The sequence below is a fragment of the Mucilaginibacter hurinus genome (genome assembly GCF_003324525.1).
Lineage (GTDB): Bacteria > Bacteroidota > Bacteroidia > Sphingobacteriales > Sphingobacteriaceae > Mucilaginibacter > Mucilaginibacter hurinus.
In genome coordinates this window covers 149,685-167,808 of sequence record NZ_QGDC01000004.1, presented here as the reverse complement: position 1 = coordinate 167,808, position 18,124 = coordinate 149,685, and the positions used below count along the sequence as shown (strand labels likewise).

The 18,124-nt window shown below is 41.5% G+C and carries 10 protein-coding genes; all 10 read left to right on the top strand.

All coding sequences use genetic code 11. From position 1 onward, the window contains the following. The first annotated feature begins 103 nt into the window (after positions 1-103). Entirely contained in the window at positions 104-2,704 is a 2,601-nt protein-coding gene (locus DJ568_RS08385) for a glycoside hydrolase family 38 C-terminal domain-containing protein (protein ID WP_114004817.1), read from the top strand. Positions 2,705-2,809: 105 nt separating this feature from the next. After that, on the top strand, positions 2,810-5,131 hold the full coding sequence (locus DJ568_RS08380; RefSeq protein ID WP_114004816.1) for a GH92 family glycosyl hydrolase: 2,322 nt from the start codon (positions 2,810-2,812) through the stop codon (positions 5,129-5,131). Positions 5,132-5,138: 7 nt separating this feature from the next. Further along, entirely contained in the window at positions 5,139-7,085 is a 1,947-nt protein-coding gene (locus DJ568_RS08375; RefSeq protein WP_114004815.1) for a glycoside hydrolase family 97 protein, read from the top strand. 24 nt (positions 7,086-7,109) lie between these two features. Then, the gene (locus tag DJ568_RS08370) at positions 7,110-8,504 is read left to right on the top strand and encodes an SGNH/GDSL hydrolase family protein (RefSeq protein ID WP_114004814.1); all 1,395 of its coding nucleotides are present in this window, start codon (positions 7,110-7,112) and stop codon (positions 8,502-8,504) included. 29 nt (positions 8,505-8,533) lie between these two features. Further along, a complete protein-coding gene (locus DJ568_RS08365; RefSeq protein ID WP_199560922.1) occupies positions 8,534-9,358 on the top strand; it encodes an alpha/beta hydrolase in 825 nt (274 codons plus the stop codon). A gap of 385 nt (positions 9,359-9,743) precedes the next feature. Continuing rightward, complete coding sequence (locus tag DJ568_RS08360; protein ID WP_114004813.1) at positions 9,744-11,597, top strand: RagB/SusD family nutrient uptake outer membrane protein; 1,854 nt, start codon at positions 9,744-9,746, stop codon at positions 11,595-11,597. A 30-nt stretch (positions 11,598-11,627) separates the two neighbouring features. Beyond that, positions 11,628-12,071: a DUF5004 domain-containing protein gene (locus tag DJ568_RS08355; protein ID WP_114004812.1), complete on the top strand. Its 444-nt coding sequence runs from the start codon at positions 11,628-11,630 to the stop codon at positions 12,069-12,071. Between the two features lie 33 nt (positions 12,072-12,104). After that, positions 12,105-13,124: a DUF4961 domain-containing protein gene (locus DJ568_RS08350; RefSeq protein WP_114004811.1), complete on the top strand. Its 1,020-nt coding sequence runs from the start codon at positions 12,105-12,107 to the stop codon at positions 13,122-13,124. 129 nt (positions 13,125-13,253) lie between these two features. After that, positions 13,254-16,349, top strand: coding sequence for a SusC/RagA family TonB-linked outer membrane protein (locus DJ568_RS08345; RefSeq protein ID WP_158534898.1), 3,096 nt, complete (start codon positions 13,254-13,256; stop codon positions 16,347-16,349). Positions 16,350-16,377: 28 nt separating this feature from the next. Continuing rightward, positions 16,378-18,114 (top strand): RagB/SusD family nutrient uptake outer membrane protein, encoded by a 1,737-nt coding sequence (locus tag DJ568_RS08340; protein WP_114004809.1) that lies wholly within the window; start codon positions 16,378-16,380, stop codon positions 18,112-18,114. Positions 18,115-18,124: the final 10 nt, after the last annotated feature.

Sequence of the window (18,124 nt, the reverse complement as noted above, 5' to 3'; positions counted from 1 at the left end):
GGTTACAACTGATGTAAAATTTTAGATAGAGAATTGCTAAAACAATTTATTCGATATATTTGCGGCCTGTTGATGTTGCAACATTTAACCAGTTTGACATTTTATGAGATTTAAGATTGCAGGGGTGTTTACATTCCCTAAAACGGCATGCGCTACCATACTCGCACTCGCGCTATTTACTGGTACCGCATCCGGCCAGCAAAAAAAAGCATACTTTATTGATGGCTATCACGGTGGGATATGGGGACACTATCCCGATTGGTATACACGCTTTATGGTTGATCTTGTAAAGCAACATCCGCAATGGAAGATGAACCTTGAGATAGAACCTGAAACATGGGCCGATACCAGGAAAAAAGACCCGGACGCTTATAACGAACTTAAGGCACTGATAGAAGATCAATCTTCTAAAACAATGCGTATAGAATATGTGAATCCGGGTTACGCGCAGGCCTACAACTATAACATATCCGGCGAGAGCATCATACGCCAGTTTAAGTACGGTATTAAGATGGTGAACGAGCATTTCCCGACCGTGCGGTTTACCACATATTCGTCAGAAGAGCCTTGTTTTACCAGCGCACTGCCGCAGATACTTAAATCATTTGGTTTTACCCACGCTTCATTAAAAAATCCAAATACCTGTTGGGGTGGCTATGTAGCACCATTTGGCGGCGAATTAATTAATTGGGTAGGGCCCGACGGTACTAAACTTCCTACATCTCCGCGTTACGCGACCGAAAAATTGCTTCCCGGTTCAACCTGGCAAACCAACGCATTTTACAATCATCACGATTACATTAATGATGCGTTTGCTTATGGTATGGAACATCCGATAGGTATGACACTGCAGGATGCCGGATGGAAAAATGGTTTATACCTTGGCAAGGGCGAAAAATCTTACCAACCAACCGAGTATACAACCTGGCGAAATTATTTTGAAAACGTGGCTGTAAAAAAGCCTTCGCAGGACTGGAATTTCAGCCAGGAAGATGTACTGGTGAGTTTAGTTTGGGGAGCGCAGGTGCTGCAAAAGCTGGCACAGGAGGTGCGCGTAGCAGAGAATAAAATAATTATGGCTGAAAAAATTGCCGCTATAAATAAAGTATATAACAATGCCCCCTGGCCCGAGGACGGTTTTACAGACGCGTGGCGCGGATTGATGCTTTCGCAACATCACGACTGCTGGATAGTGCCTTACAATGGCCGCAAAGGTAATACCTGGGCCGACAAGGTGGTGAAATGGACAGGTATCACTAACCGCGTGGCAGACAGTACAATGCATATAAGTACCACGCAGGCGAAGATGAACACGGTGCGGGTATACAACACGTTAGGCGTTGCACGTACCGGCTGGGTGAGCGTGCCCATGCCTGGTTATACAGGTAGCGGGCCGGTGAAAATGGTAAGCAATACAGAAGTTGTTACAGGACAGGTTATACGTGATACAGCTGACGCTACGCCACATGTTATATTTAAGGCTACCGTGCCTGCAATGGGGTATAATACCTATTTCAGGGAATCTGTGAAAACCCCTTCTGCAGTTAAAAGTACTATGGTCACCAAACAAGCCAATGGCAAGTACAAAATTGAGAGCGATTTATATACTATTATCATCAACCCCGCAAAAGGTGGTAATATCGAAAGCCTGGTGGCCAAAAAATTAAGTAATAAGGAATTTGTTGACAAAGCTAACGTACGCGGCTTTAATGAACTTAGGGGCAATTTCAGCAAAGAGGGAGGCTTTTTATCAAGCCAGGATAAGCCAGCTGAGGTAACCATTTTGGATAATGGTCCTTACTGTTCAAAGCTGCAGATAAAAGGTAGCATTGGCAACCACAAATTCACCCAAACGCTTACTGTTATACAGGGTGAAAAGAAAATTGACCTGCAAGTAAAAATAAATTACAGCGGCAATCCTGAAATTGGTGAGCCCACCGCACCCGGAACGTATAAGGCGGATGATAACCGCAAAGGTTTTTATAACGATAAGGAAAAGCTGATGGCACTATTCCCGCTTAACTTACAGGGACAGAAGGTTTACAAGAACGCGCCGTATGACGTTACAGAAAGCCGTTTAACCAACACCTTTTTTACCGACTGGGATAAAATAAAACATAACGTGTTGCTTAACTGGGTTGATGTTACTGATAAGGACAATACTTACGGCATGGCCTTATTCACCGACCATACTACCAACTACGCACATGGTGGGGACCATCCGCTGGGGCTTACGCTGCAGTATTCGGGCGTTGGTCTGTGGGGGCGTAACTACAAAATTGACGGCCCAACCGTTGTAAATTATGCATTAGTACCGCATGCAGGCAAATGGGACAAAGCGGGCATATGGAGTGAAAGTGTGAAATGGAATGAGCCTTTAGTAGCGGTGCAAAGTAATGCGGGTGTAAATGACAGCGGAAAGTCGCTTATTCATGTACAAGGCGAAGGTTACGAGGTATCGTCGGTTACGTTTGAGGGAGATGATATGTTGGTACGGTTATTTAATGCCGAGGGCGATAACCTTGCACGCAAACTATCTTTCAACTTCAGTGCCGATAAAGTGGAAATGGTAGAATTGAATGGCGATAAAAAAGAAACCCTGCAGGTTACTAAAAACGCCAGGGGGAACGCGTCTGTAATGGTTTCGGCGACACGTTTTGGTGTGCGTACCATTAAATTTATTAATGCTGCTAAATCTAATTAGCAATACATAAAAAAATAAAAATATAACTTGGCAGGTAGATAATTTGTATCATTGATATGCAAAAGCTAAGGGCTTCAGGTTTATCTGCAATTACTAACCAATAAAATGATAAAAAAACACGTACTGGCTGTAGCTGCCTCTTTTTTAATAAGCGGACAATTAAACGCTCAAACGCTTGCTGACTATGTAAATCCTTTCATTGGGGCCAGTACAAGTACTGCCGATGCAGGTGTATATCATGGCTTAGGAAAAACATTTCCGGGTGCTACAACGCCTTATGGCATGGTGCAGGTAAATCCGAATACCATAACAGGCGGCGATAACGGCTCGGGCTATAGCTACGAGCATACCAGTATCGAAGGATTTGCCTTTACACAAATGAGCGGCATTGGCTGGTTTGGTGATTTGGGTAATTTTTTAGTTATGCCAACTACAGGCAAGCTTAACACCTTTTCAGGGCAATTAAGCAATCCTGAATTGGGATACCGGTCAACTTATTATAAAAAGAGTGAAAAAGCTACTGCAGGCTACTATTCCGTTTTCCTGAACAAGTACAAAGTTAAGGCTGAAATGACCGCAGCTCCACATAGCGGCATTATGCGATTTACTTTTCCTGAACATCAAGATGCACGCATTCAAATCGATCTTGCCCGCAGGGTAGGCGGAACTTCAACTTTGCAATATGTTAAAGTGGTTGACGATTACACCATACAAGGCTGGATGAAATGCACGCCTGATGGAGGCGGTTGGGGAAATAGTGACGGCAATGGCGATTATACGGTTTACTTTTATACAAAATTTAATCGGCCGCTTACCAGCTACGGAGTTTGGAGCGCTAATATTCCTGAAGGTCAAAATCGCAAACGCGAAGCTATTGAAAGTAAAGAGTATCAGCACTTAATTTCAATTGCCGACGTGTTGCCCAATGTAAAAGAAAAAGAGGGTAAGCATTTAGGTTTTTACACCGGGTTTGCAACGCATGCCAATGAGCAGGTGCTGTTAAAAACGGGTATATCTTTTGTAAGCATGGACGGTGCTAAAAATAACCTTGAAGCTGAAATACCTGATTGGGATTTTGACGGTGTGCATAAACAAGCTGTAAAGTTATGGAATGACGCCCTGTCAAAAGTAACTGTAACCGGCGGAACGAAGGATCAAAAAACCGTGTTTTATACCGCGCTTTATCACACAATGATTGATCCGCGTATTGTTAGTGACGTAGACGGGCATTACAACGGCGGAGATAATAAACCCCATAAGCCAAACGGATTTCAAAAACGTACCATTTTTAGCGGATGGGATGTGTTTCGTAGTCAGATGCCGCTGCAAACCATTATTAACCCATCGCTTGTAAATGATATGATTAACTCACTGGTAACGCTGGGGGATGAGAAGGGCAAAAATTATTTAGAGCGCTGGGAATTTTTGAATTCATACAGCGGATGTATGCTTGGTAACCCTGCTGTATCTATGATAGCTGACGCTTATGCTAAGGGTATCCGTAATTACGATGTTAAGAAAGCCTACGATATGTCGGTTAACTCGGTTGAAAAGTTTGGCAATGGCGAAAAGGGTTATACAGCCGAAGGTGAAGGTTTTGGTATTGCCCATACATTGGAGTATGCCTATACCGACTGGTGCGTGGCTGCTATGGCCAAAGCACTTGGCAAAACCGCCGACTACGAAAAGTACAACAAACGCGGACAGGCGTATCATAACATATGGGATGTGGAGAAGGCTTGGTTTAGGGTAAAAGATAAAGCAGGTAACTGGACCGCGTGGCCTGATTCGGGCCGACTTAAGCAATGGTACGGTTGTATGGAAACCAACCCCCTGCAACAGGGCTGGTTTGTACCTCATGATGTTGCTGGTTTAGCCAAGTTAATTGGTGGAAATAAGAAAATGATAGCCGATATGAATTGGATGTTTAACAAAACGCCCGATAACATGATGTGGAACGATTTTTACAATCACGCTAATGAGCCGGTTCACCAGGTGCCGTTCTTGTTTAACAGGTTAGGCGCGCCATGGGATACGCAAAAATGGACGCGTGAAATAACACGCAGGGCCTATAAAAATTCGGTAGAAGGCTTAGTGGGTAATGAAGATGTTGGCCAAATGTCGGCCTGGTATGTACTGGCCGCAAGCGGAATTCATCCAATCTGTCCGGGCGATACCAGGCAGGAAATAACCAGCCCATCTTTTGATAAAACCGTATATAAGTTGGATAAAGAGTATGCTAAAGGTGAAACTTTCACCATAGCGGCTAAAAACAACTCGGCTAAAAACGTATACATCCAAAGCGCACGTCTTAACGGCAAACCTTATAAAAAATGCTATATTGATTACAGCGATATTGCAGCAGGCGGCTACCTGGAATTAACCATGGGGCCCAAACCGTCAAAAACGTGGGGCGTAACCAAATAATTCAAAGATGAAAAAGATACTTATAACTTGTTTATTGCTAGGAGTTAGTGTGCCGCTTTTCAGCACACCGATAGACTTACTCTCGCCTGATAAGCGCATCAAGGTAAGTATCGATTTGAACAAGAAGATAGTTTACTCGGTTACATTTAACGGGTATCCGCTGTTGAGCAATTCATACCTGCAGCTCAATATTAATAAGGGCAGGTTAGGCGAAAATCCGAAACTTATTAAAAAGATATTTTCTGCCGTAAACACAACGTCAAAACCGGTTGTACCGCTAAAAAACAGCACAGTAGTTAACCATTATAACTTATTGCGCATGGATTTCAAAAATGAATTCAGCGTTGAGTTTAGAGCATATAATAATGGCATTGCTTACCGGTTTATCACCGCAAAAAAGGATTCGATCGAGGTAAACAGTGAAGATGTTCATCTTAATTTTGATGCGGCAGTAGAAGCCTCTTACCAGGAAACAGAGAGTTTTTCTAACTACGAAATACGCTATACGCGCGGCGACCTGAAAGCGATGCGTACAGACAGGATGTCTCCGCTGCCTGTTTTGTTTGATAATAGGAAATATAAAGTTTTACTATCTGAGGCCGACTTATATGATTATCCGTGCCTTTTTATTAAACCAACTGGTGACAAAGCTGTAAATGCAACTTTTGCGAAATTACCGTTAGCGTACGCACCCAATGGCGACAGGAATTTAAAGGTAGTTAAAGAGGCAGACTATATTGCTAAAACCGCCGGCACGCGCACTTTTCCATGGCGGTTTATGGTTATAACCGCCGACGATGCTAAATTAGTAGAAAACCAGATGGTGTACAACCTGTCTACGCCTAACCAGTTACAAGACACACGCTGGATCAAACCCGGCCAGGTGACGTGGGAGTGGTGGCATAACGCGCATGTATACGGCGTTGATTTTAAATCTGGCTATAACCAGGATACCTATAAATATTATATTGATTTCGCCTCAAAGTTCGGTATCCCTTATATCATTATGGACGAAGGCTGGGCTAAAACCACCATGAATCCCTTTGAGCCTAACCCTACCATAAACTTACAGGAACTTATTGCCTATGGCAAACAAAAAAACGTGAAAATTATACTATGGTTTACCTGGCTGGCTGTTGAAAATAACTTTAACGTATTTGAAACGCTTAAAAAATGGGGCATAGCTGGTGTGAAAATAGATTTTATGGACCGCAGCGATCAATGGATGGTAAACTACTATACACGGGTTGCTAAAGAGGCTGCTAAACACAACATACTGGTTGATTTTCACGGGGCGTTTAAACCGGCTGGGCTGGAAGTAGCTTACCCTAACGTATTGTCGTACGAAGGGGTGGTAGGCATGGAGCAAAACATCTTCAGCAGTTTTGCAACGCCCGACAATAATTTATACCTCCCGTTTTTACGTAATGCTGTAGGTGCCATGGATTATACTCCGGGAGCAATGTTATCAGCACATCCTAAAGATCACCGTAATAAAATTTGGCCCAATGTAATGAGTATAGGTACCCGTGCTCACATTTTGGCTATGTACGTAGTGTTTGAAAGCGGACTGCAAATGTTGGCCGACAATCCGTTTAATTACTTGCGCGAGGCCGAGACTACCAAATTTATTACACAGATTCCGGTAACTTGGGATGAAACGCGTGTGCTTGAAGGGCAAGCCGGTGAGTACATTGTTACTGCTAAAAGGAAGGATGACAAATGGTTTGTAGGTGCTATGACGAATAGTAAATCGCGCACGCTTAGTATTAAAACGGATTTCTTAAAAAAAGCGGTAAAGTATCAAATAACGTTTATAAAAGACGGGATTAACGCTGATATACAGGCAATGGACTTTAAGCGGATGGTTATGCCAATAAGCGCTGGCGAAGTTATAGACATAAAAATGGTGGAAGATGGTGGTTGGGTGGCACGTATAGAACCTGTTAAATAATAACTAAACTGTAAAATAACTTAGATGTACAAAGGAGTAAAACTTTTTGTGGGGTTAATATTGGCAGGAACCGTAGTTAAATCGGTTAATGCGCAACAGGTAGCTCCTTTTAAAACTGGTGATAGGGTAGCTTTTTTAGGAAACAGTATTACCGATGGCGGGCATTACCATAGCTATATATGGTTATACTACATGACACGCTTACCTAACCAACGCATAACTATTTTAAATGCAGGTATAGGCGGAGATGACGTGGTACAAATGGGGAACAGGTTAGAGGAAGACGTGCTTTCGAAAAAACCGAGCGTGATTGCTTTTACGTGGGGCATGAATGATACGGGTTACTTTGAATGGTACAAGCCGGACGCAAAAGCAATAGCCGAAAAAAAACTAGAGCGTTCATTTGCGGCATTTAATGTTGCGGCAGATAAGCTGCAGAAGCTAATCGGAATCCGTAAAATTTTAATGTTAGGATCGCCGTATGACGATAAAGTGAAAATAAAGGGCAATCTTTATCCGGGTAAAGCGGATGCTTTTAAAAAAGTGATCGCGTTTCAACAACAAGCTGTGAAGCAGCGCGGCTGGGGACTAGTTGATTTTTATCACCCGATGACGGAGATCAATAGAAAAGGTCAGCAGACGGATTCACTGTACAGTTTAACACCTACCGATCGTATACATCCGGATAACGATGGGCATATGGTTATGGCGTATCTATTTTTAAAGGCACAGGGATTTGCCAACAAGCCTGTTGCAGATGTAGTAATCAATGCCTCAAAAAGACGTGTCGAGAAATCCGTAAATGCAACCGTAACAAATGTGCTTGTAAAGGGTAACGATATTAGCTTTGATTACCTGGCCGGTTCACTGCCATATCCACTGGATACCATAGCACGGGGTTGGGGGCAGCAAAGCCCGCAGTCCAAAGCCTTAAAAGTAGTGCCTTTTATGGACGAATTTAACCGTGAAGTTATAACCGTAAAAGGGCTAACCGCAGGCACCTACAAATTATTAATCGATAATCAGCAAATAGGAGAGTGGTCTGGTGAGCAAATAGCTGCTGGTGTAAACCTGGCCGAGCAGATGTACACCCCTCAATATCAGCAGGCTATTCAAATACGTGAGTTGAATGAAGAGCGCTGGGAGATAGAAAAACGTTTCAGGGTGTATGCATTTATGCAGTTTGACCTTTTAAAAGAGAAAGGAAAATTATTTGCAGATGATAAAGCCGCTATGGATACCGTAATAAAGTATGCCAAAACTCAACCTTTTATAAACGGGAATAAAGATAGTTACACCAAATCGCAATTTAAAAGCGTACGAAATGCATGGCAAAAACAAATGGACGTACTTACAGACGCGATCTACACTATCAACAAGCCGCTAGTTCGTAAAATCGTTTTAGTGAAAATTAGATAAAATATATATTTGTACCAACATTTAAACAAATGATTAGAGTAAAAATTTCAACCTTACTGCTGTTTATACTCGCCAATACAGCCATTTTAAATGCGGCCTCGGTTGACACGGCGTCAACCTACAGCGCCGCGATGAAAAAGAATATCAAAGCGGTAGTAGTTAAGCCCGAGGGTTATGTAAAAGACAAAAACTATCCGGTACTTTACCTGTTGCACGGCTTCGGCGGTAACTATGCCAATTGGATAAAAAGCGTTCCTGGTATCGCCCGGATAGCCGACCAGCATAACATGCTTATAGTATGTCCTGACGGTGGGTTTTCGAGCTGGTACTTTGACAGTCCTGTTGACGCATCTTTTAAATACGAAACCTATGTAGCTACTGAATTAGTGAACTTTATCGATAAAATATACGCTACAATAAAAAATCGTTCGGGACGGGCTATAACCGGTTTGAGTATGGGAGGACATGGTGCGCTATACCTGGCTTTCAAACATCAGGACGTTTTTGGTGCCGCCGGCAGCATGAGCGGAGGTGTTGATATCAGGCCTTTTCCGTTAAACTGGAACATTGCTGACAGGTTGGGTAAGTACAGCGAGTTTAATAAGCGGTGGGATGAACACACAGTAATAAATTTAACCCATTTACTGGTGCCGGGCTCGCTCAAGATAATTATCGACTGCGGCACCGGAGATTTTTTTTATAATGTAAATACAGCATTACATACAAAATTGCTTGATAATAATATTTCGCACGACTTTATAAGCCGTCCGGGAGGCCATACGTGGGAATATTGGGCAGATGCAATAGGGTATCAAGCCTTGTTTTTCAATCACTTTTTCACAAAAACAAAGTGATTTCAAATCAGGATAGCTACAAGGAATACTATTAGCATTATTGCAATAAGGTCGGTTAACTCTTAAGATATAACTAAAGAATGTGCTTTGCTATTGATATTTTTAAAAAGCTAGTTGTATTTACATGTCAAAATGAAAATTGATAACTTGAAAAAACAGCCATTTTAACGTGTGCTTTAACGTTTTTTCAAAAAAAAAGTTTGACAAGAGTCTATTTAATATTTACTTTTATCACAGAAATCTAAATTTTATCAACCAATTCCAAAACCATCCAACCATTTTGAGTGACGCGTTGGTATACGTGTGTTAACTAAATTGATATTAGGGGTTTGTGGGGGAGAACAGAGAATTGAGTTAATGAAAAATAATTTATAAACAATTTAATATGAAGAAAATTTACGTTCCTGGTATTGCAATTATTCTGTTCGCCTTAATGGGATCCGGATTCGTATCATGTACGAAAAGTGGTTTTTTTGAGCCAAGCAGCACCACTAACCTGAATGACAGTACTGTATTTGCTGATAGCGCGTATAGTGTTGGTTTTTTAGCTAATATTTATATAGGCATAGGCTATAGCGAACAAGCCGACCGTTTTGGGAACGGTGGCTTAGATGCTGCGGCCGATGAGTCTGAGGTAGGTAGCATTACAGCGTCTCCGTCTTTGCAATTTGCCACTGGACAGGTTAATCCCACAACTGTAAGCCCGGATAACCCAAATTGCGGCGGTATCTGTACGGTAGATATATACAATACTTGTTACAAACAGATTAGAGCCGCTAATTTGCTTTTGAAGAGACTTCCGATAATTCCTTTGGCAGAAGCTCGTAAGAATCAGATGAAGGCGGAAGCTCGTTTTTTAAGAGCTTGGTATTATTCTTTATTGCTCAAACATTACGGTGGTGTTCCGATTGTGGGTGACACGTTATATAACTATACCGATAAAATATCAGGTAAACGCAACACTTACGATGAAGTTTTAGAATATATTATAACTGAATGTGATGCAGCTGCAGCGGTGTTGCCGTTTGAGCAAAGTGGACAGACCTACGGACGAGCTTCTGGCGGGGCATGTATGGCGTTAAAGGCTAGGGTGCTATTGTATTCTGCGAGCCCTTTATTTAATGAAGACTCTGGCATTGCCGGTGACAGTCCGTTGAGTATCGCTTCTGCAGAAGTTAAACCTTTAGTGGGCCATACTAGCGGGACCAGCCAAGCAAGGTGGCAGGCCGCAGCTGATGCCGCATTCGCTATTATTAGTACTGGCCGTTATAGTCTGAATGTTAATAACACCCAACCGGGTCTTGGATTTTATGAACTTTTTCCGAAGCGGATAAACGACGAATATATATTCCAGGTAATGAAGCCAACCGGTTCAGCAAACCAGGATTTGGAGAGGTTATTTAATCCTCCGTCAAGAGCGGGTAGTGGCGGCGCGTTTCCGTACCAAGAAACTGTTGACGCTTTCGGGATGAAAAATGGCAAGCCGATTACTGATCCTACATCAGGATATAATCCCAACAATCCGTATGCTAACCGTGACCCGCGTTTAAAATATTCGATTGTATATGATCAACGTTTGTTCCCTATCCGCGGTTCAACAGGTACAATACCAGGCTATTCACCGATTAACACGTTTACAGGAACTTACACTCCTGTTGACGCAAATGGTAATCCGGTATTAGATGACGAAGGAAAGCAAGTGGTTATACTGGAAGATCAGGACGCCGTTTTCAGAGGGACCAGGACCGGCTACTATACTAACAAAATGGTTGATAGTGCTAACGTAGCCGCAGCCTTGCAAGCTGGTACCGATAGACTTATACCGCTCATGCGCTACGCCGAAATTTTGTTAAACTATGCAGAAGCTTTAAACGAATTAAATGCTGACAGAGAAAACGCTTTTCTAGCTATTGAAGCTATTCGGCAGCGTGCTGGTTTAAGCCCCTACACAATATCGCGTTCATTAAGTAAAGAAGAATTTAGAGAGGTCATACACAATGAACGCCGTGTAGAACTTGCCTTTGAGGGACATCGTTTTTGGGATGTCCGCAGATGGAAAAAAGGAACCGAACTCGATAAAATGATGCATGGCATGGAGGTAAAGCGTAGTGGTAAAAATGTAACCTACCGAGTATTTGAGTTACGCAAACACAATTTCCGCACTGCTATGTATTTGTGGCCGTTACCTCAAAATGAGGTAGCTAAGTCGCCTGAAATGCGTCAAAACCCCGGGTATTAGTAAGATTATTCAATTATAGGTTATAAAATAATGAAAAGTAAATGTAAATGGAATTACGTTGGGATTGTAATTGTAGCAATGCTAATGATGGTATGGTCGTCATGTAAAGTCGAAAAAGTTACCCCCATAACTGAACCAAATAAACAATTATCAGGGTCATGGAAGGTGTTGAAAGCTACACGTAATGGTACCGACCTTACTGCAGGTTATGATTTTACCAAGTTTAGGATAAAATTTGAGGGTAGCAACTATACTCTAACAGATGAGCTTCCGTTTCTGGTTTATGAGAATGGCAGTTTTGGGTTGGATGATCCTCAATATCCGTTTAAAATAACTTTTACCCCAACTGGGGGAAGCGCTGCATCTACTGCTTTCAATTATCCTACCGTTGACGGAAAACGTAGGCTTGAGCTTAATTTTAGCTCAGGTTGTACTCAAACCACGTATGTATACACATTGGTTGAGGCAGAATGATTCCGGGACATTAAAAATTAAAAGAAATTGAAAATGAATTTTAATATAAAGATAAAAGCTAAAAGGTTATGGACAATCTTAGCTTGTACAATTATAGGAGTTATTATAGCTAGCTGTAGTTTCAAAGTGGATAAGGTAGACCAGCCATATACTGCTAAAGTAGGAGATGTAATTGATATTACTGTGGATTTTACTGTAGTGACGAATGAAAACCCTTCACAAACAGGGCCTATGATATTTGCTATGCTCATGCCAGTTGGATGGAAAGGTGCTGAAAATACCACTATAGAGTACACAAGTACAAAAGGGGATGGTAAAATGAAGCATATACCAGACAGTGAGGTGGCTGCAGGTGGTTCGGGCTTTAATCCCGGAGGCCTAAACTGGCCAGCCAATCTTAAACGCAAGTTTGGTATAGGTAATAATTTTATTGAAGATTTGGAATGGGTGGTGTTCCGTTCTGAGGATGTTACTTATGGTAATAACGAAACTACAAAGGGAAAGCTATTTATAAAATTAAAGGTGGGAGCTGACGGCAATGATGCCAATGTGAGGCTTGCCTACGTTATTACCTCAGGAAGAGATGGATTGGTGGTTAACGAATTTGGAACATATTATAACGATTTTTACACTGATTGTTTAAGTGTAACTGGTGGAACCACTGGCGATCTTATTGATTTTTGTTCCCCTCAGTTAGGAATAATAAATCCTCCAAAGTCTTTAGACAATGATTTTACAACTATTGTTTTTGACAGTAACGCAGCTACAAACCCATTGCAAGGTGCAGACGCTGTTTATTTTAAGGGAACTGCTGTGACCGAGGATGGGCAAACTATTACCGTTGACGAAATATCTGATAAAACGAAATTGACAGAAACTTTACCTGGCAGTGGAAAGTTCCAGAAAGTTATATGGCCACGTAAGTTCTTTAATATCTCAAAAACTCAAAAATTAGTTTCATTGAGTTATTATATAACTAATGCGTCAAAATCGGTACAGGTCGGTTACAATAACACCGCTGAGCCTTTTAAATTTAAGTTTAAGTGTAATTAGTTATACTAAATAATACAGCACCAGTCAGCTCTGGAATTTTGGAGCTGGCTGTAACAAAAGTTATCACAATTAAAATTTGACTCGATGCTTAATTGCTACTCAAAAAAATGTTTTATTGGAATCATTGCCTTGATTCTTTTCCTAACCCAAAGTAGTTTGGCCGCCGTGCAGCAGGATACTACTGGTGCTAAAAAAAAGAACGTAGTATCAGGTTTGGTTATCGATGCTGACGCGCATCCGATAAAGGGTGCCAGCGTAAATGTTAAAGGAGATACATCGTCAATATCAACAGATGAAGAGGGTTTATTTGAGATTGCCGCACCGGTTGGCAGCGTTCTAACATTTAAAGCTCCAAACTTTAACACAATGGAGCTATCGGTAAAGAATACCGATAGTTTGGTTGTAAGATTAATTGATACTTATATTCAAAATCCTGACGACATAGTTTTGTTGTACGAAACGAAAAAAAAATCAGCTTTATTAGGCTCGGTAAGTACTATCTATACCAACCAATTAACGCCAACAAATTCGTCACTTTTCCTACACGCGTTGCCAGGGCAACTTGCAGGCTTAAATACCACTCAGGTTGGTGGGTTTTCGATACCTACAGTAACTAATCCGGTTGCGCCTTTTGTAGGACTAAACTTTATTGACGAGGACGCACATAACATGACGCCGAGTGATAACAGCGAATTTAACCTGCTGTTAAGGGGGCAGGCACCTGTAACTATAATTGATGGTATTCAGCGTGATATAACCGGGATTGATATGGAAAATATCGAGTCCATATCAGTTTTAAAAGATGCATTATCTACAATGTTTTTGGGTATTAACAGCTCACGTGGCGTTTTGTTGGTTACAACAAAACGTGCCCGGGCTGGTAAGCCACGTATAACATTTACGGCACAAGCAGGGGTTCAGCAAAATTTGGGTTTGCCTAAAGATCCTTTATCGGCCTATGAATATGCTTATTTATATAATGAGGCATTATCGAACGACGGGCAACCCGCACGGTTTTCGGCGGCTGACTTTGCGGGCTACCGCAGCCAAAGCAATCCAATTCAATATCCTGATATAAACTGGAATGAGCAGATAATCCGTAACAATGCGCCCATACAAAACTATAAGCTAAACGTAAACGGAGGATCTGAAAGGGCGAAATATACCATATCAATGAGTTACTTTAACCAAGATGGTTTATTTAAAACCAGCCCCGATGTTAAGTATAATTCCAATACTAATTTAAACCGCTATATTATAAATTCAAGCATATCCGTTAAAGTGACCAAAAACCTTGACATTGATTTGCAGTTATATGGCCGTATTATTAAAAGCAACCAGCCTGGTGGTGATGGCAACGGCGATTTCAGAGGAGTTTTAGGCCGTGTTTTTTACACACCTAATAATGCCTATCCTATCCGTAATCCTAACGGTTCATTGGGTGGTACTATTGACGGTCCGTTCCAAAACAATTTATTGGCTATGTCGCAACTATCAGGATATATCCAAAATAACGCACAAGACATATTAGCCAATTTAGATATACGGTACTCCCTTGATAATTTTGTAAAGGGCTTAGCTGTAAAAGTTAAAGGCAATTTAGCATTTCAGTCATTAAATACGCTTAACCGCAGCCTCAGAAACCCAACATTTTTTTTCAGAAATGACCAATATGGCGTAGCAGGTACGGCTCTTCCGCAAAATAACTCTTTCTATACTACCATATCATCAAGGTTCTCGTTTGTACAAGGCGCATTAACTTACGATAGGCAATTTAAAGGAAAGCATAATGTAAGCGCTATGTTAATGACTGATGGCCGTTTCACCGCACTCACTTATGACCTTTCAGGTAAAACACTTAATACTGCTCTAAAGGCATCATATAATTATGATGAAAAGTATTACGCTGAAGCAACAGTGAACAGAAGTAGCTATAATCGCTACAATGATGGCTATAACGCCGGTACGTTTTATGCATTTGGCATAGGTTGGCAAATGGCCAATGAAAGCTTCATGAAAGATATTTCATGGATTGACTCATGGAAATGGCGCGCAGTTTACGGCCGCACAGGTAATAACAATATCGATGCATTCCAATATTATGGTTACTTGCAAACATATGCTGGTGCCGCGCTCGACACTTACCCTGTAGGTACACAGCACTCGGGTATACCAACAACTAATGAAAGTCCGCTGGCTAATCCATATATCACCTTCGAAAAAGCAAATAAGTTTAACATTGGTACTGATATATCAATAGCTAAAAACAAGCTGACTATTACAGCAGACTTTTATCGCGACAGGTATTTTGATCTGCTGCAAGTACGCGGTAATAACATCGCACTGTTAGGTACGCCATATACCGCGGAAAACTTAGGTATTACAGTTTACAAAGGTGGCGAATTAACCATGACTTACCAGAACAACATTGATAATCTGAATTATTTTATCAGTGGAAATGCTTCTATAGTTTCGTCAAAAAGGGTATTTATGGACGAGCCGCCTTACCCGTACGACTGGATGAGACGCACCGGTTTGCCAGCAACTGCTTCTTTTGGCTATCAGGCGTTAGGCCTTGTTAAAGATAGTGAGGACGCTGCTTCAAGCGCCTCAACACCAGGGTACACTTTAAAACCGGGCGATATTAAGTATGCTGATTTAAATAGTGATAATGTTATTGACAGGTTTGACCAAAAAGCTATTGCCGGCTTAAAGCCACTTTGGTTTTATGGCACAAGTTTAGGGATTAATTATAAAGGCTTTAGTGTAAGTGTTATCTTACAAGGCGTATTTAACCGTCAAATCAATTCTACTTTAACTACTACTCCGTTTCTGGGTCAACCGTCAATTTTTGGCTATATAGCACCTTGGGGCCAGGCGTACTCAAATGCTTACAATAGGTGGACCCCTGAAACTGCATCAACCGCTACTTTGCCAAGGTTATCATTGGGTAATGGTAATAACTCACAATATTCAACATTCTTCATCAAATCAGGTAACTACTTCAGGGTAAAAAATGCTGAGATCGGCTACAATTTGCCTTACAACTGGATCAGAGGACTGAAGATATCTGGAATACGCGTTTTTGCTAATGGTACCAACTTGTGGACAATTGCAGGTTATAAAGGTATAGGTATTGATCCAGAGGTTTATTTCGGAAACTCGGGCAATTTTCCTTATCCTATACAAAGGGTGATAAGTGCAGGTGTAAGTGTTAAACTATAAAAAACGAACAATATATATTGTTAATATTATGAAGAATTTTAAGAATCAAATAGCGCTGTTAGTGTGCGGAGTGATTTTGGTGACCTCATGTAAGAAAAAAGAATATGAGCCATATCCGGTTGATCGGGTTACTATAGACTATGTTTTTGACAAAAGGGATTCAAATGGTACCCAGGCACGCCAGTTTTTACTAGGCATATACCGCCTGTTGCCTAACGGCCATAACAGGGTAGGTGGTGATTACCTGGATGCAGCAAGTGACGATGCTATTACATCGTTAACCAACAACACCAATGGTACAATTGTGTTGGCCAACACCGCATATAACTCTTTTAATCTGCCCGAGCAGGAAAATATCTGGGCACTTGCTTACCAGGCCATACGCAAATGTAACATCATGGTTAATAACATAATGGTGGTGCCAACTAAAGCTAAATCAGGTAAAGGCATTCCCGTGAACAAAGTATGGCAGGCAGAATCAAGATTCTTGCGTGCATACTTTTACTTTGAGTTGGTTAAGCGTTACGGCGGCGTACCGCTAATGGGCGATAAGGTTTATCAGATAGACGATGATGTACGTTTACCCCGTAATTCATTTGCTGAATGTATTGATTATATCGTATCAGAGTGCGATGCTATTCAAGATACGCTTATTTCTTTTCCGGCTGGTAATAACGATGCACACAGGCCTACTAATGCCGCCGCGCTTACGTTAAAAGCAAAAGCCCTGTTATTGGCAGCTAGTCCATTGTATAACGGCGGCAATATCGAAGGTTCGAACCCATTTACAGGTTATGCTTCTGCGGATGCAAATCGTTGGAAACTTGCTGCAACGGCAGCTAAAGTTGTAGTTGATTTGCCGGGGTTGGATACTGTAATGCCCTATACAAAAGCCTTTATAACACCAAACAATAAAGAAGTGATTTTTGTCCGTCAAGGCAGCAACAATAATAGTATTGAAATAAATAATGGTCCGGTTGGTCTGAATAGTCCATCTGGAAAAGGTATTACAAGCCCCACTCAGGACCTGGTTGATGCTTTTCCCATGGAAAACGGGAAAGCCATCAGCGATCCAACATCAGGATATAATCAAGATGATCCATACGGCCAATTAAATAACGCCCCTAAGCGCGATCCCCGACTAGCATTTAACATTATTTATAATAACAGGCGTTGGCTTGCAACCAATGTACAAACCTATGAAGGTGGTCAGAGCAAGCCTAATATCGGCCAGACGCAAACTCGTACTGGTTATTATATGCGGAAATTTATGGGCAATTGGGAAGAGGAAGGAACTTATGGAAATGCATGGCACGATTGGGTAATATTTAGGTATGCCGATGTACTGCTAATGTATGCTGAAGCGCAAAACGAAGTACTTAGTGCGCCAGATGCGAGCGTTTATAATCCATTGAGACTTTTAAGATTACGTGCCGGAATCCCACCCGGTGAGGGCCAAAGATTTGGCCTAAAAGCTAATATGACAAAAGAGGAAATGCGTGAAATTATTCGCAACGAAAGACGCATTGAATTAGCGTTTGAAGAACAAAGGTATTTTGATATTAGAAGATGGAAAATAGCCGAAACAGTGATGAATACTCCAAGACGTGGAATATCGATTGTAAGGGCCGGAAATAATTTTATATATAACTACCAACCGTCAGTGGCAACTACCAACTTTGATGCACCAAAGGCATATTTCTATCCGATACCATATGATGAAGTGCTGAAGAACCCTAATATGAAACAAAATCCAGGCTGGTAACAAACTATTC

Excerpts from the sequence above, each read along its gene's own strand:
- DJ568_RS08385 (WP_114004817.1), top strand. The coding sequence starts at position 104 with ATGAGATTTAAGATTGCAGGGGTGTTTACATTCCCTAAAACGGCATGC.
- DJ568_RS08355 (WP_114004812.1), top strand. The coding sequence starts at position 11,628 with ATGAAAAGTAAATGTAAATGGAATTACGTTGGGATTGTAATTGTAGCA.
- DJ568_RS08360 (WP_114004813.1), top strand. The coding sequence starts at position 9,744 with ATGAAGAAAATTTACGTTCCTGGTATTGCAATTATTCTGTTCGCCTTA.
- DJ568_RS08365 (WP_199560922.1), top strand. The coding sequence starts at position 8,534 with ATGATTAGAGTAAAAATTTCAACCTTACTGCTGTTTATACTCGCCAAT.
- DJ568_RS08375 (WP_114004815.1), top strand. The coding sequence starts at position 5,139 with ATGAAAAAGATACTTATAACTTGTTTATTGCTAGGAGTTAGTGTGCCG.
- DJ568_RS08340 (WP_114004809.1), top strand. The coding sequence starts at position 16,378 with ATGAAGAATTTTAAGAATCAAATAGCGCTGTTAGTGTGCGGAGTGATT.
- DJ568_RS08350 (WP_114004811.1), top strand. The coding sequence starts at position 12,105 with ATGAATTTTAATATAAAGATAAAAGCTAAAAGGTTATGGACAATCTTA.
- DJ568_RS08370 (WP_114004814.1), top strand. The coding sequence starts at position 7,110 with ATGTACAAAGGAGTAAAACTTTTTGTGGGGTTAATATTGGCAGGAACC.
- DJ568_RS08380 (WP_114004816.1), top strand. The coding sequence starts at position 2,810 with ATGATAAAAAAACACGTACTGGCTGTAGCTGCCTCTTTTTTAATAAGC.